A 14,131-nucleotide genomic window follows, 5' to 3' on the forward strand; every position below is an offset into this window, starting at 1 on the left:
ACCTCATTCCATCATGCTGTCCTCCAAGCTCATCCGCATCCTGGCAGCCACCGCGCTGACCGCCACCGCGTTCTTCAGCCCGGTCAGCCACGCCCAGGGCGCCCAGGCCTACGTGCCGATCAATCCGCCGCTGCCGTCGGATACCCCGGGCAAGATCGAGGTTCTGGAATTCTTCGCCTACACCTGCCCGCACTGCGCCGCCATGGAACCCATGGTCGAGGACTGGGCCAAGACCAAGCCCGACGATGTCGTGCTCAAGCAGGTGCCGATCGCCTTCAACGCCGGCATGCGGCCGCTGCAACAGCTGTACTACACCCTGATGGCCCTGGATCGCCCCGACCTGCACGCCAAGGTCTTCACCGCCATCCACGGCGAACACAAGCGCCTGATCGACAAGAAGGCCATGGGTGAATGGGCCGCCGCGCAAGGCGTGGACCGCGCCAAGTTCGACTCGGTGTTCGAGTCGTTCAGCGTGCAGACCCAGGTGCAGCGCGCCAACCAGTTGGCCGACGCCTACCGCATCGACGGCACGCCGTCGTTCGCCGTCGGCGGCAAGTTCATGACCTCGCCCGTCATGGCCGGCAACAGCTACGAAGGCGCCCTGAAGGAAGTGAACCAGCTGATCCCCATGGCCCGCGGTAAATAATCGCGCCAGACCCGGCATCGAGGCGTCGCGCGCGACGCCGGAACGCACCCCAGAGCGTGGATACGGATCCCGCCTCTGGGGTGTTTTTCATGGGGTCTTCCCCAGGGCGCGCGCAGGCGGCAAAGCGGACAGCGCGCGCTACACTTCCTCCAATAATTATTCGCCGCCACGCGCGGCCTACAAGGGGTGGAAGATGAGACAGCAATTCCTGCGCCGCATGGCGCTGGGCGTGAGCCTGGCCCTGGCCGGCATGGCCGCGCATGCCAATGACGCCGACGGCGTCAAGATCGGCGTCCTCACGGACATGGCCGGCGTCACCGCCGACGCCACCGGGCGCGGCTCGGTCGAGGCCGCCCGCCTGGCGATCGAGGAACTGGGCGGCAGCGTGCTCGGCAAACCCGTGTCGCTGGTATCCGGCGACCACCAGCACCGGCCCGACATCGGCAGCAGCATGGTGCGCAAGTGGTACGACACCGACGGCGTCGACGTGGTGGTGGACGTGCCCAATTCGTCGGTGGCCCTGGCGGTCCAGGGCATCGCGCGCGAAAAGAAGAAGCTGGTGCTGTTCTCCAGCCCCGGCACCACCGCGCTGACGCAGGCGCAATGCTCGCCCTATGGCGTGCAATGGACCTACACCACCTACGCGCTGTCGCGCGGCACGGCCACCGCCGTGGTCAAGGAAGGCAACAAGCGCTGGTTCATCCTGGCGTCCGACTACGCCTTCGGCAAGCAACTGGCCGCCGATACCGAAACCGTGGTCAAGGCCAACGGCGGCGAGGTCGTGGGCACGGTGTTCCATCCGCTCAACGCCTCGGATTTCGCCTCGTTCCTGCTGCAGGCGCAGGCCTCCAAGGCGCAGATCATCGCGGTCGCCAATGCCGGCGGCGACACGATCGCGGCGATCAAGCAGGCCGCCGAATTCGGCATCACCAACGCCGGACAGAAGCTGGCGGCGATGCTGTTGCTGCTGACCGACGTGCACAGCCTGGGATTGCAGGCGGCGCAGCACACGTACCTGACGGTGCCGTCCTACTGGGACATGAACGATGGCACGCGCGCCTTCAGCAAGAAATTCGAAGCCCGCCTGGGCCGCCCGCCCACCTTCCTGCAAGCCGGCGTCTACAGCTCGGTGCGCCACTACCTGCGCGCGGTGCAGGCGGCCGGCACCACCGATTCGGATGCGGTGATGGCGAAGATGAAGTCGATGCCGATCGACGACCCCTTCAGCCTGCACGCGCACATCCGCGCGGACGGCCTGGTGGTGCGCGACATGATGCTGGCGCAGGTCAAGTCCCCCGACCAGTCCAAGGCGCCCTGGGATTACTACAACGTGGTGCGCACCATTCCCGGCGACTCGCTCGCCTGGCCCCTGTCGGAAAGCCAATGCCCGCTGGTCAAGAAGTAGGCCCCCTGGCGCTGGCCGATTTCGGCAGCTTCTACGCAGGCGGGCGGCAGGCGCGCATCGCCGGCCGCCCGGTGCGCGAGATCGCCTTCACCAAGACCGCCTCGCTCTCGTACGACCCCAACGGGCTGTACCACGTCGAGCAGGCCTACGTGCAGTACTTCATTCCGGCCGCGCGCCGCCATCCGCTGCCGCTGGTGCTGCTGCACGGCGGCGGCATGACCGGCGCGATGTGGGAACAGACCCCGGACGGCCGCCACGGCTGGCTGCAGCACTTCGTGCGGCAGGGCCACGCGGTCTACGTGGTCGACAACGTCGAGCGCGGCCGCGCCGGCTGGACGCCGTTCGAGGAGATCTGGCCGGATGCGCCCATCGTGCGCAACGCCGAGGAAAGCTGGTCGCTGTTCCGCTTCGGCCGCGCCGAGGACTATGCGCAACGCCGCGCCTTCGACGGGCTGCGCTTTCCGCTGGCGGCCTTCGATGAGTTCATCCGCCACGCCGTGCCGCGCTGGCTGGGCAACAACGACGCGGCGCTGGCGGGCTTGTGCGCCGCGCTGGAACGCATCGGGCCGTGCCTGGTGCTGGCCCACAGCCATGGCGGCGAAGTGGCCTACCGCGCGCAGCAGGCGCGGCCGGACCTGGTGCGCGGGGTCATCGGCATCGAGCCGTCCGGGTTCTCGCAGGCGGTGGATCCGGCCGCCGTGGCGGGCAAGCCGTTCCTGTTCGTCTATGGCGATTATCTCGACGCCACGCCTCTGTGGGCCAGGCTGGACACCGCCGGGCAGGCCTACGCCGACCAGTTGGCGGCGCACGGCGGCCGCGTCACCAGCTGGCGCCTGGCCGCCATGGGCATCCGCGGCAATTCGCATATGCCGATGATGGACGACAACAGCGACGATATCGCGGCGCGCATCGGCGCGTGGATCCGCGCCAACGCCTGAGGCCGGCCCGGCAGGGAGCCCTGCGTCAGCCCTTGACCGCCGCGGCCTTTTCCAAGGCCTGGGTCAGGTCCGCGATGATGTCCTGCGGCGACTCCAGGCCGATGTGCAGGCGCACCAGTGCGTTCTCGCCTTCGCCCCAATAGCGATGGTGCGCCAGGTCCTTGGGCGACACCAGCTGCACCAGGCTTTCGTAGCCGCCCCACGAGAAACCGATGCCGAACAGTTCCAGTTCGTCCACGAACACGCGCGCGGCCGCTGGCGACAGGCGCAGCTCGACCGACAGCATGCCGTTCGAGCCGGTGCAGTCGCGCTGCCACAGCGCATGGCCCGGATCTTCCGGCCAGGCCGGATGGAACAGGCGCACGGTCTCGGGCCGGTGCTTGAAGAACTCGCACACTTGCAGCGCATGGCGTGCATGCTGCGCCATGCGGATCGGCATGGTGCGCACGCCGCGCAACGCCAGCCAGGCGTCGTCGGCACTGATGGAGTAGCCCATGGCGTACTGGGTACGGTTCAGCTTCTTGGCGATGGCTTCGTCATGGGTGACGACCGCGCCCAGCATCAGGTCGGAATGGCCGCCCACGTACTTGGTGCCGGCGATCACCGACACCTGCGCGCCCAGCGTCAGCGGCCGGTAGATGTAGCCCGAGCCCCAGGTATTGTCGGTGGCCAGCACCAGGCCGTGGCGCTGCGCGACGGCGGCCATGGCGCCCATGTCGAGCATCTCGAACAGCAGCGAGCCGGGCGATTCCACGTACAGCAGCGTGGTGTTGGGCTGCACCAGCGCGTCCAGGTCCTCGCCGGCGGCGAAGTAGGTGACCGAGATGTTCATGCGCTTGAGCACGGCGTCGTCAAGCTCGCGCATCGGGCCGTAGACGCAATCGGAGATCAGGGCATGGTCGCCGGCCGAGCACAGCGCCAGCATCACCATTGTCATCGCCGCCATGCCTGACGATGCCAGGTAGGCATGGGTGCCGCCTTCGAGCTGCGCGAACACCTGCTCCAGCGCGGCGTGCGTGTCCATGCCCATGCGGCCATAAGTGGTGGCGCGGCCGCCGGCGGCCTTGGTGCGCTGGGCCTTTTCCAATGCCGCCAGGTTCTCGAAGCGCACCGTGCTGGCCCGCATCGGCGGCAGCGGCACCGGCGCCGTGCCGGTCTCGGGGTTGAACGGGGCGGTGCCCGCGTGCTGCAAAACCGTATCGATGTGTTTGGGGATAGCCATCTTCTGGAGCCAATGCTTGCGTATTGTCGGGAATCGGAACCGTAGCAGGAACGCGCGGGAATGTCGCGCCCCAGGCAGGTCCGGTGTCAGTCGATCCAGCGCACCGCCGCGTCCAGGCCGGCGCGGCTGGTGCGGTAGCTGTTGGCCGGATGCGCACGATCGGCATGGCCGAACGAGATCGCGCAGACCACGCGGCGCTCGGCGCCGATGCCCAGCTGCTCGCGCAGCACTTCGGGATACATCGCCAGCGAGGCCTGGGCCACCGTGGCTACGCCGTTGGCCTGCGCCGCCAGCAGGAAATTGGCGACATAGCCGCCGCAATCGATGGCGCCGTATTCGCCCAGCGCTTCGTCCGTGGTGATGATGGCCACGTGCGGCGCGTCGAACAACTGGAAGTTGCGCAGCTCCTGGCGGCGGTAGGCCTCGCGGTCGCCGCGCGCCACGCCCACCGCGCCGTACAGCTGGAAGCCGGATTCGCGACGCCGTGCCAGGTAGTCGCCCTGGTACTCGCGCGGGAACGGGAAATCGGGGGTGAAACCGGCCTGCGCCGCGCGTTGCACCAGGGCCCGGCTCAGGCGCCGCGCGCCGTCGCCCGACACCACCGTCACCTGCCACGGCTGGCAGTTGCACCAGGACGCGGTGCGCTGCGCCAGCGTCAGGATGCGTTCGATGGTGGCGCGCGGCACCGGCTCGGGCAGGAAGGCGCGGCAACTGTGACGCGCGCGCAGCCAGTCTTCGAGCGCGGCGTCGGGGCGCGCGGCGGGCGCTTGCGGTACGGCGGGCATGGTGTCTCCTTGGTTTCCTCGTATGATGCCACTTGATTGCCGGCGCGCAAGGCGCCGCCCGACTCTGGCGAGACCCCATGCTACCTCTCGACGCCCTGATCGCGTTCTTCGGCATTGCCGTATTGCTGGCCCTCACACCCGGGCCCGACAACCTGTTCGTGCTGATGCAATCGGCCATCTGGGGCCGCAAGGCCGGGCTGTTCGTGGTGCTGGGGCTGTGCACCGGCCTGCTGGGCCACACGGCCGCCGTGGCGCTGGGGCTGGCCGCGGTGTTCGCCGCCTCGCCGCTGGCCTTCACGCTGCTCAAGCTGATCGGCGCGGCGTATCTGGCCTACCTGGCGTGGCAGATCCTGCGGGCGCCGGTGCACGCCGAGGACGGCCCCCGGCCCGAGCCGCTGAAGCCGTCGGCCCTGTATCGCCGCGGCATCGTCATGAACCTGACCAATCCCAAGGTGCTGCTGTTTTTCTTCGCCTTCCTGCCGCAGTTCACCTCGCCCAAGCTCGGGCCGGTGGGCTGGCAGACGGTGCAGCTGGGCGCGGTGTTCATGCTGGCCACGCTGCTGGTGTTCGGCGCCATCGCCTTTTTCTCGGGCGCGTTCGGCGAACTGCTGCAGCGCTCGGTCACGGCCAAGCGCTGGCTCAACCGGATCGCGGCGCTGGTGTTCGTGGGTCTGGCCGTGCGGCTGGCGACGGCCACGCGCTGAAGCGGCCTCAGGCCGCCTTGAAGCGGACGATGCCGTCCGCGCCTTCGCTGCGCGTCAGCTTGCCCTCGAAGTACAGCGCATGCAGATGCGCCAGCGCCTCGCCCATGGCGAAGGTGAGTTGATGCAGGTCGAGCTTGCGCTTGAACAGCACCGGCACGATGTCCGAGGTCGATTGCGGACCGGCCTTACAGGCCTCCAGCACCTCGGCCAGGCGGTCGCGGTGGTGTTCGTGCTGTTGCGCGATGCGCTCGTGCAGGCCCTTGAACGGCCGGCCGTGCGACGGCAGCACCAGGGTGTCGCGCGGCACGTCGGCGTAGCGGTCGAGCGAGCGCAGGTACAACGGCAGCGGATTGGCGTCGGGTTCGTAGTCGAACACGCTGACGTTGGTGGAGATGCGCGGCAGCACCATGTCACCGGAAATCAGCACGCCCAGGTCGGGTGAATGCAGCGAGGCGTGCTCGGGCGCGTGGCCGTAGCCGACGATGACGCGCCAGTCGTGCGCGCCGATGCGCACCGGGTCGCCATGCATGATGCGCGTGTAACGCGCGGGCACCGCCGGCACCAGGTTGGGGAAATAGTTGGCGCGCTGGCGGATCTGTTCCTGCGCATCCGGGTCGGTCAAGCCGTGGCGGGCAAAGTGGTCCACGGCCGACTGGCCGCCAGGGCCGGCGCCTGCATCGTTGCGGCGTGACGACCATAGCGATGCGACCATGAAGTCCGTCATGGTCATCCACAGCCGCGCGTCCCAGCGTTCGCACAGCCAGTAGGCCAGGCCGATGTGGTCGGGGTGCATGTGGGTGACGATGACGCGCAGCACCGGCAGGCCTTCCAGTTCGTTCTCGAACACCTGCTCCCATAGCGTCTTGACCTCGTCGCGCGAGATGCCGCAATCGACGATGGTCCAGCCGTCGCGGCCGTCGATGCGGTCACGCAACAGCCAGAGATTGATATGATCCAGCGCGAACGGCAGCGGCATGCGGATCCATTTCACGCCCTCGGCCACCTCATGGGCGCGGCCGGCTTCGGGCTGGAAATCAGCGAAGGGATACTGCAGCTTCTGTTCGTTGGGGTTCATTGCCTCGCTCTCCACGCTTGACGATCGCGTCAAGTCATCATAATTTACGTTTACGTAAACTGCCACACGTCGCATGTCCCCGTCAACCTGGACCATCTCCGAGCTCGCCCGCGAGTTCGACGTCACGCCCCGCACGATCCGCTTCTATGAAGACCAGGGGATCGTGAGCCCGGCGCGCGAGGGCCGCAACCGCATCTTCGGGCCGCGCGACCGCACGCGCCTGAAGCTGGCCCTGCGCGGCAAGCGCCTGGGGCTGCAGTTGTCGGAGATCCTGACGCTGATCGACATGTACGACGGCCCCGGCGACACCGAGGTGCAGTTGCGCCAGTATCTGGCGGTGCTGGCCCAGCACCGCGCCACGCTGGAACAGCAGCGCCGCGACATCGAAGATACGCTGCAGGAGATCGCCGTGCAGGAACGCCAGTGCCGCGAGCTGCTGGCGGCGCAGCAGTCCTGAGGCCGTTCCATGGCCATGCTGCAAACGCTTGCGCTGTTCGTCCTGACCGCGCTGGCCGAGATCGTCGGCTGCTATCTGCCGTACCTGTGGCTGCGCCGCGGCCATTCCATCTGGCTGCTGGCGCCGGCCGCCGTCAGCCTGGCGCTGTTTGCCTGGCTGTTGACGCTGCATCCGACGGCGTCCGGGCGCGTGTACGCGGCCTATGGCGGCGTGTACATCGGCATGGCCTTGCTGTGGCTGTGGGCCGTCGATGGCGTGCGGCCCAGCGTCAGCGACTATGTCGGCATGGGGCTGTGCCTGGCGGGGATGCTGGTGATCATGTTCGGGCCTAAAGCCGCCTGACGCCGTTGCCGCGGATAACCGGGAGACGCCCCTCCCGGCACCCCGCCCGATTCGCCTGGCGCAACCGGCCCGCCCTCGCCGCGCAGCGCGTCGGCTACCCCCCCTTGTGCCGGCGCGGTGCTCTTCTTAGCAGAGCTCGGGAGGGGCATGCAGGCCGCGCCGCAGCGCCACAATATCGTCGAGATTGGCCAGGTCGGACACCCCTTACTCCGTCCCGCATCTCAAGTGTCAAGGACCGGGAGGGCATCGTACCCACGGCCATTCCCCGGGGCGCAAACATTTGCCTAGGGAAAACCCGACTCTTATTTACGTTTACGTAAACGTAATATTTGCGCTGCATCATTGCGTAGCCATCGCCGATCGGCGCATCATGGGCCACGCGGCAAGATCCGGCGCGGCTCCTTGCGCCCATAAGAATGTAAGCACCTACTATCACGGAGACAGCGATGAACCTTCCTGGCCTGAACTTCGATCTGGGCGAAGACCTGGACATGCTGCGCGACGCCGTGCGCACTTTCGCGCAGGCCGAGATCGCGCCGCGCGCCGCCGAAGTCGACCGCAGCGACCAGTTCCCCATGGACCTGTGGCGCAAGTTCGGCGACCTGGGCGTGCTGGGCATGACGGCCAGCGAAGAATATGGCGGCGCCAACATGGGCTACCTGGCCCACATGGTGGCGATGGAGGAAATCTCCCGCGCCAGCGCGTCCATCGGCCTGTCCTATGGCGCGCACTCCAACCTGTGCGTCAACCAGATCAACCGCAACGGCACCCCGGCGCAGAAGGCCAAGTACCTGCCCAAGCTGATCTCCGGCGAGCACGTGGGCGCGCTGGCCATGAGCGAACCGGGCGCCGGCTCGGACGTGGTCAGCATGAAGCTGCGCGCCGACAAGAAGGGCGACCGCTACGTGCTCAACGGCACCAAGATGTGGATCACCAACGGCCCCGACGCCGACACCCTGGTGGTCTACGCCAAGACCGACCCCGAGGCGCACCAGCGCGGCATCACCGCCTTCCTGGTGGAAAAGAGCTTCAAGGGTTTCTCGGTGGCGCAAAAGCTGGACAAGCTCGGCATGCGCGGCAGCCACACCGGTGAACTGGTGTTCCAGGATTGCGAGATCCCCGAGGAAAACGTGCTGGGTCAGGTCAACGGCGGCGTCAAGGTGCTGATGAGCGGCCTGGACTACGAACGCGCCGTGCTGTCCGGCGGCCCGGTCGGCATCATGCAGGCCGTCATGGACGTGGTGGTGCCGTACATCCACGACCGCAAGCAGTTCGGCCAGGCCATCGGCGAATTCCAGCTGATCCAGGGCAAAGTGGCCGACCTGTACACCACGCTGCAGGCCAGCCGCGCCTTCTGCTACCAGGTCGGCAAGAACCTCGACCGCCTCGGCGCCGAACACGTGCGCCAGGTGCGCAAGGACTGCGCCGCGCTGATCCTCTACACCGCCGAGAAGGCCACCTGGATGGCCGGCGAAGGCGTGCAGATCCTGGGCGGCAACGGCTACATCAACGAGTACCCGGTGGGCCGCCTGTGGCGCGATGCCAAGCTGTATGAAATCGGCGCCGGCACCAGCGAGATCCGCCGCATGCTGATCGGCCGCGAACTATTCGCCGAGACCCTCTGAGCGGCCTGGCCATGATCCGCACGTCCGACGTCCAGCATATCGAGCAGGCGCCCGTCCAGGGCCCCTCGCCGCTGGACGTCGCGCGCCGCATCCTGGCCGGCTTCGACCGCCACTACGCCCTGTTCCGCTACAGCGCGCAGCGTGCCAAGGCGCTGTTCGAATCCGGCGACTGGCACGGCATCCAGCACCTGTCGCGCGAACGCATCGAGTATTACGACATGCGCGTGCGCGAATGCGCCAGCCAGCTCGAAGGCGTGCTGCGCGGCCGGCCCGAGGGCGCTGTCGGCGTTCCCGGCGCCGAGGGCGGCAACGGCGCGGCCAGCCCCGCGCTGACCGCAACCCAGACCGCCTACTGGCAGCAGATCAAGCAGGAATTCGTGGGCCTGCTGGCCGAACACCGCCAGCCGGAATGCGCCGAGACCTTCTTCAATTCGGTGTCGTGCCGGCTGCTGCACCGCGATTATTTCCACAACGACTTCCTGTTCGTGCGGCCGGCCGTGGCCACCGACTACCTGGACAGCCGCGTGCCGTCGTACCGCGTCTACTACCCGGTGACCGAAGGCCTGCACAAGAGCCTGATCCGCATGGTGGCCGATTTCGGCCTGGCGCTGCCGTTCGAAGACCTGCCGCGCGATACCCGCCTGCTGGCGCGCGCCGCGGTCCGGCAACTGCGCCAGCAGCTGCCGCGCCACGTCGGCCGGCGCATCGCCAGCGACTGCCAGGTGCATGCGCTGGGTTCGCTGTTCTTTCGCAACAAGGGCGCCTACATCGTCGGCCGCCTGATCAACCAGGGCACCGTCTACCCCTTTGCCGTGGCGCTGATGCGCAATCCGGCCGGACAGGTGCGGCTCGATGCGCTGCTGCTGGGCGCCGACGACCTGAGCACGCTGTTCAGCTTCACGCGGGCGTATTTCCTGGTGGACATGGAAACGCCGGCCGCGGTGGTCAACTTCCTGGCCAGCCTGTTGCCGCGCAAGCCCAAGGCCGAGCTGTACACCATGATCGGCCTGCAGAAGCAGGGCAAGACGCTGTTCTACCGCGACTTCCTGCACCACCTGGCGCATTCGCGCGACGCCTTCGACATCGCGCCGGGGATCAAGGGCATGGTGATGTGCGTGTTCACGCTGCCGTCCTACCCCTATGTGTTCAAGCTGATCAAGGACCATATCGACAAAGACGGCATGGACCACGCCACGGTGCGGCGCAAGTACCAGATGGTCAAGCTGCACGACCGCGTCGGCCGCATGGCCGATACCTGGGAGTATTCGCAGGTGGCGCTGCCGCGCGCCCGGTTCGCGCCGCCATTGCTGGCGGAACTGCGGCGCCTGGTGCCGAGCCTGATCGAGGAAACCGGGGACACGGTGGTCATCCGCCACGTCTACATCGAACGGCGCATGACGCCGCTGAACCTGTACCTGAGCCAGGCGCCCGACGCGCTGCTGGAACCGGCCGTGCGCGAGTACGGCGATGCCATCCGCCAACTGGCCACGGCCAACATCTTCCCGGGCGACATGCTCTACAAGAACTTCGGCGTGACGCGGCTGGGCCGGGTGGTGTTCTACGACTACGACGAAATCCAGCGCATGACCGAAATGAATTTCAGACGGATCCCGCCGGCCCCCAATGAAGAAGCCGAAATGGCGTCGGAACCCTGGTACGCCGTCGGGCCCAACGACGTCTTCCCCGAGGAATTCGGCCGTTTCCTGCTGGGCGATGCGCGCGTGCGCGCCGCCTTCCTGCGCCACCATGCCGACCTGCTGGAACCGGAATGGTGGCAGGCCTGTCGCGACCAGGTGGCGCAAGGCCGAATTGAAGAATTTTTCCCTTACGATACAGACAGGCGCCTGCGCCCGGCCATTGCCGCCGCGGCCTCGTAAAAGACGCTGTCCCGATCCTCACAGGAGCTAGTCATGTCAGATCCCATCGTTATCGTTTCCGTCGCCCGCACGCCCATGGGCGGCATGCTCGGCAGCCTGTCCGGCCTGGCCGCGCACGAACTGGGCTCGGTCGCCATCAAGGCGGCCGTCGAACGCGCCGGCCTCAAGCCGGAGCAGATCGAAGAAGTCATCATGGGCAACGTGCTGCAGGCCGGCCAGGGCCAGGCCCCGGCGCGCCAGGCCGCGCTCGGCGCCGGCCTGCCGCTGGGCGTGGCGTGCACCACCATCCACAAGGTGTGCGGCTCGGGCCTGAAGGCCGCCATGTTCGGCCATGACCTGCTGGCCGCGGGGTCGGCCAACGTCATCGTCGCCGGCGGCCAGGAAAGCATGAGCAACGCCCCCTACCTGATGCTCAAGGGCCGCCAGGGCTACCGCTACGGCCACAGCACCATCTATGACCACATGGCCCTGGACGGCCTGGAAGACGCCTACGACAAGGGCAAGGCCATGGGCGTGTTCGCCGAGGATTGCGCCGCCAAGTATTCGTTCACCCGCGAACAGCAGGACGCGTTCTCGCTGGAATCGCTGCGCCGCGCCCGCGCCGCCACCGAAGATGGCAGCTTCAAGTGGGAAATCACCCCGGTCACGGTGGCCGGCCGCAAGGGCGACACCGTGGTCGACATCGACGAGGCCCCCACCAAGGCCATGCCGGAAAAGATCCCCACCCTCAAGCCGGCGTTCAAGAAGGACGGCACCGTCACCGCCGCCAACTCGTCGTCGATCTCCGACGGCGCCGCCGCCATGGTGCTGATGCGCGCGTCCACCGCCGAGAAGCTCGGCGTCAAGCCGCTGGCCCGCATCGTGGCGCACAGCCAGCATTCGCAGGAACCGAGCTGGTTCACCACCGCGCCGGTCGGCGCGCTCAAGAACCTGTTCGCCAAGACCGGCTGGAAGGCCGAGGACGTGGACCTGTACGAGATCAACGAAGCCTTCGCGGTGGTCACCATGGCCGCCATGGCCGACTTCAAGCTGCCGCATGACAAGGTCAACATCCACGGCGGCGCCACCGCCCTGGGCCACCCGATCGGCGCCTCCGGCGCGCGCCTGATGACCACGCTGATCGGCGCGCTGCGCAAGACCGGCGGCAAGCGCGGCGTGGCCACGCTGTGCATCGGCGGCGGCGAAGCCGTGGCCATGGCGATCGAGATGATCTAAGGCTGTATGCGGGAAGCGGGCCTTGCCCGCTTCCCGCGTCGGATTCCGCTGCGCCTTTCTGGTTTGGCGAAGTACGCGACGGGTCGGTCGCGGGCCTTGCCGGAAAGGCGCAACGAAATCCGGATCGAAAACCCGCATCAATGACAAGAATGCCCGGTTCAGCGGGCAGCGAGACAAACCGCTCGACCCCGAGCGCCTTCAACATCCCAATCAGCAGGACGGGTGGTACCCCATGCCCATCATCGAATCCCGCATCAATCCGCGGTCGCAGGACTACACCGACAACGCGCGCGCCATGCAGGCGCAGCTGGACGACCTGAGCCGGCAACTGGCGCAGACCGCGCTGGGCGGCAGCGAATCCTCGCGCGCCAAGCACGTGGCGCGCGGCAAGCTGCTGCCGCGCGACCGCGTCGAGCAACTGATTGATCCGGGTTCCCCGTTTCTGGAGCTGTCGCCGATGGCGGCGCACGGCATGTACGACGGCGATGCGCCGGGCGCGGGCGTCATCACCGGCATCGGCCGCATCGCCGGCACCGAATGCGTGATCGTCTGCAACGACGCCACCGTCAAGGGCGGCACCTACTACCCGATGACGGTCAAGAAGCACCTGCGGGCGCAGGAGATCGCGGCGCAGAACCGGCTGCCGTGCGTCTACCTGGTCGACTCCGGCGGCGCCAACCTGCCGCAGCAGGACGAGGTCTTTCCCGACCGCGACCACTTCGGCCGCATCTTCTACAACCAGGCGCAGATGTCGGCGCAGGGCATCGCGCAGATCGCGGTGGTGATGGGCTCGTGCACTGCCGGCGGCGCCTACGTGCCCGCCATGAGCGACGAGTCCATCATCGTCAAGAACCAGGGCACCATCTTCCTGGGCGGCCCGCCGCTGGTGAAGGCCGCCACTGGCGAGGAAGTCAGCGCCGAGGACCTGGGCGGCGGCGACGTGCACACGCGCCTGTCGGGCGTGGCCGACCACCTGGCCGCCAACGACATGCACGCGCTGCAACTGGCGCGCGGCGCCGTGGCGCGCCTGAACCGCAAGAAACCCGCGCCGCTGGCCACCGTGCCGGTGCGCGAGCCGCGCTACGACCCGGCCGAACTGAACGGCATCATCCCCGCCGACACGCGCAAGCCGTATGACGTGCGCGAGGTCATCGCCCGCATCGTCGACGGCTCCGAGTTCGACGAATTCAAGGCGCGCTTCGGCCCGACGCTGGTGACCGGCTTTGCCCACATCCACGGCATGCCGGTGGGCATCGTCGCCAACAACGGCATCCTGTTCTCGGAATCGGCGCAGAAGGGCGCGCACTTCATCGAGCTGTGCGCGCAGCGCAAGATCCCGCTGGTGTTCCTGCAGAACATCACCGGCTTCATGGTCGGCCGCAAGTACGAAAACGAAGGCATCGCGCGCCACGGCGCCAAGATGGTCACCGCGGTGGCCACCGCCAACGTGCCCAAGTTCACCGTGCTGATCGGCGGCTCGTTCGGCGCCGGCAACTATGGCATGTGCGGCCGCGCCTATTCCCCGCGCCTGCTGTTCATGTGGCCGAATGCGCGCATCTCGGTCATGGGCGGCGAGCAGGCCGCCAGCGTGCTGGCCACGGTCAAGCGCGACGGCATCGAGGCGCGCGGCGGCCAGTGGTCGGCGGCCGAGGAAGACGCCTTCAAGGCGCCGATCCGCGAGCAGTACGAACGCGAGGGCCATCCGTACTACGCCACCGCGCGGCTGTGGGACGACGGCATCATCGCGCCGGCCGACACGCGCCGCGTGCTGGGGCTGGCGCTGTCGGCGGCGCTGAATGCGCCGATCGAAGACACGCGCTTCGGCGTCTTCCGGATGTAG

At 67.7% G+C, this 14,131-nt stretch carries 13 protein-coding genes; 10 read left to right on the plus strand and 3 right to left on the minus strand.

All coding sequences use genetic code 11. The features are described 5' to 3' along the window. Window positions 1–13: 13 nt before the first annotated feature. From K2W61_RS07880 to K2W61_RS07890, 3 genes are all read left to right on the plus strand, one after another. Window positions 14–646: a thiol:disulfide interchange protein DsbA/DsbL gene (locus tag K2W61_RS07880; RefSeq protein ID WP_175134266.1), complete on the plus strand. Its 633-nt coding sequence runs from the start codon at window positions 14–16 to the stop codon at window positions 644–646. Window positions 647–839: 193 nt separating this feature from the next. Then, window positions 840–2,051: an ABC transporter substrate-binding protein gene (locus tag K2W61_RS07885; protein ID WP_175134267.1), complete on the plus strand. Its 1,212-nt coding sequence runs from the start codon at window positions 840–842 to the stop codon at window positions 2,049–2,051. Next, window positions 2,030–2,989 (plus strand): alpha/beta hydrolase, encoded by a 960-nt coding sequence (locus K2W61_RS07890; protein ID WP_236755375.1) that lies wholly within the window; start codon window positions 2,030–2,032, stop codon window positions 2,987–2,989. The genes K2W61_RS07885 and K2W61_RS07890 overlap by 22 nt, the downstream gene beginning before the upstream one ends. Before the next feature lie 25 nt (window positions 2,990–3,014). Here K2W61_RS07890 and metC read toward each other — a convergent pair whose 3' ends face one another. Together metC and K2W61_RS07900 are read right to left on the minus strand one after the other, a co-directional pair. Continuing rightward, window positions 3,015–4,211 carry a cystathionine beta-lyase gene (metC, locus tag K2W61_RS07895; RefSeq protein WP_236755377.1) on the minus strand — a complete coding sequence of 399 codons (1,197 nt, stop codon included), beginning with the start codon at window positions 4,209–4,211 and terminating at the stop codon, window positions 3,015–3,017. Between the two features lie 86 nt (window positions 4,212–4,297). Next, entirely contained in the window at window positions 4,298–4,996 is a 699-nt protein-coding gene (locus tag K2W61_RS07900; protein WP_236755379.1) for a nitroreductase, read from the minus strand. 77 nt (window positions 4,997–5,073) lie between these two features. On the opposite strand from K2W61_RS07900, the gene K2W61_RS07905 reads away from it, so the two are divergent. Beyond that, window positions 5,074–5,700: a LysE family translocator gene (locus K2W61_RS07905; protein ID WP_175134271.1), complete on the plus strand. Its 627-nt coding sequence runs from the start codon at window positions 5,074–5,076 to the stop codon at window positions 5,698–5,700. A 7-nt stretch (window positions 5,701–5,707) separates the two neighbouring features. On the opposite strand, the gene K2W61_RS07910 is transcribed toward K2W61_RS07905, so the two are convergent. After that, on the minus strand, window positions 5,708–6,775 hold the full coding sequence (locus K2W61_RS07910) for an MBL fold metallo-hydrolase (RefSeq protein WP_175141833.1): 1,068 nt from the start codon (window positions 6,773–6,775) through the stop codon (window positions 5,708–5,710). 73 nt (window positions 6,776–6,848) lie between these two features. Here K2W61_RS07910 and K2W61_RS07915 point away from each other — a divergent pair, with 73 nt between their 5' ends. The 6 genes from K2W61_RS07915 (at window position 6,849) to K2W61_RS07940 (ending at window position 14,131) form a co-directional block, all read left to right on the plus strand. Then, window positions 6,849–7,232, plus strand: a complete 384-nt coding sequence (locus K2W61_RS07915; RefSeq protein WP_175134273.1) for a MerR family transcriptional regulator — start codon at window positions 6,849–6,851, stop codon at window positions 7,230–7,232. 9 nt (window positions 7,233–7,241) lie between these two features. Continuing rightward, window positions 7,242–7,574 carry a YnfA family protein gene (locus K2W61_RS07920; protein ID WP_175134274.1) on the plus strand — a complete coding sequence of 111 codons (333 nt, stop codon included), beginning with the start codon at window positions 7,242–7,244 and terminating at the stop codon, window positions 7,572–7,574. Window positions 7,575–8,020: 446 nt separating this feature from the next. Continuing rightward, complete coding sequence (locus K2W61_RS07925) at window positions 8,021–9,199, plus strand: isovaleryl-CoA dehydrogenase (RefSeq protein WP_175134275.1); 1,179 nt, start codon at window positions 8,021–8,023, stop codon at window positions 9,197–9,199. An 11-nt stretch (window positions 9,200–9,210) separates the two neighbouring features. Beyond that, entirely contained in the window at window positions 9,211–11,076 is a 1,866-nt protein-coding gene (gene aceK, locus K2W61_RS07930) for a bifunctional isocitrate dehydrogenase kinase/phosphatase (protein WP_175134276.1), read from the plus strand. A gap of 33 nt (window positions 11,077–11,109) precedes the next feature. Then, complete coding sequence (locus K2W61_RS07935; protein WP_175141832.1) at window positions 11,110–12,291, plus strand: acetyl-CoA C-acetyltransferase; 1,182 nt, start codon at window positions 11,110–11,112, stop codon at window positions 12,289–12,291. A 232-nt stretch (window positions 12,292–12,523) separates the two neighbouring features. Beyond that, window positions 12,524–14,131: a carboxyl transferase domain-containing protein gene (locus K2W61_RS07940; protein WP_175134278.1), complete on the plus strand. Its 1,608-nt coding sequence runs from the start codon at window positions 12,524–12,526 to the stop codon at window positions 14,129–14,131.

It is taken from the genome of Achromobacter pulmonis (assembly GCF_021733725.1).
GTDB lineage: Bacteria > Pseudomonadota > Gammaproteobacteria > Burkholderiales > Burkholderiaceae_B > Achromobacter > Achromobacter pulmonis.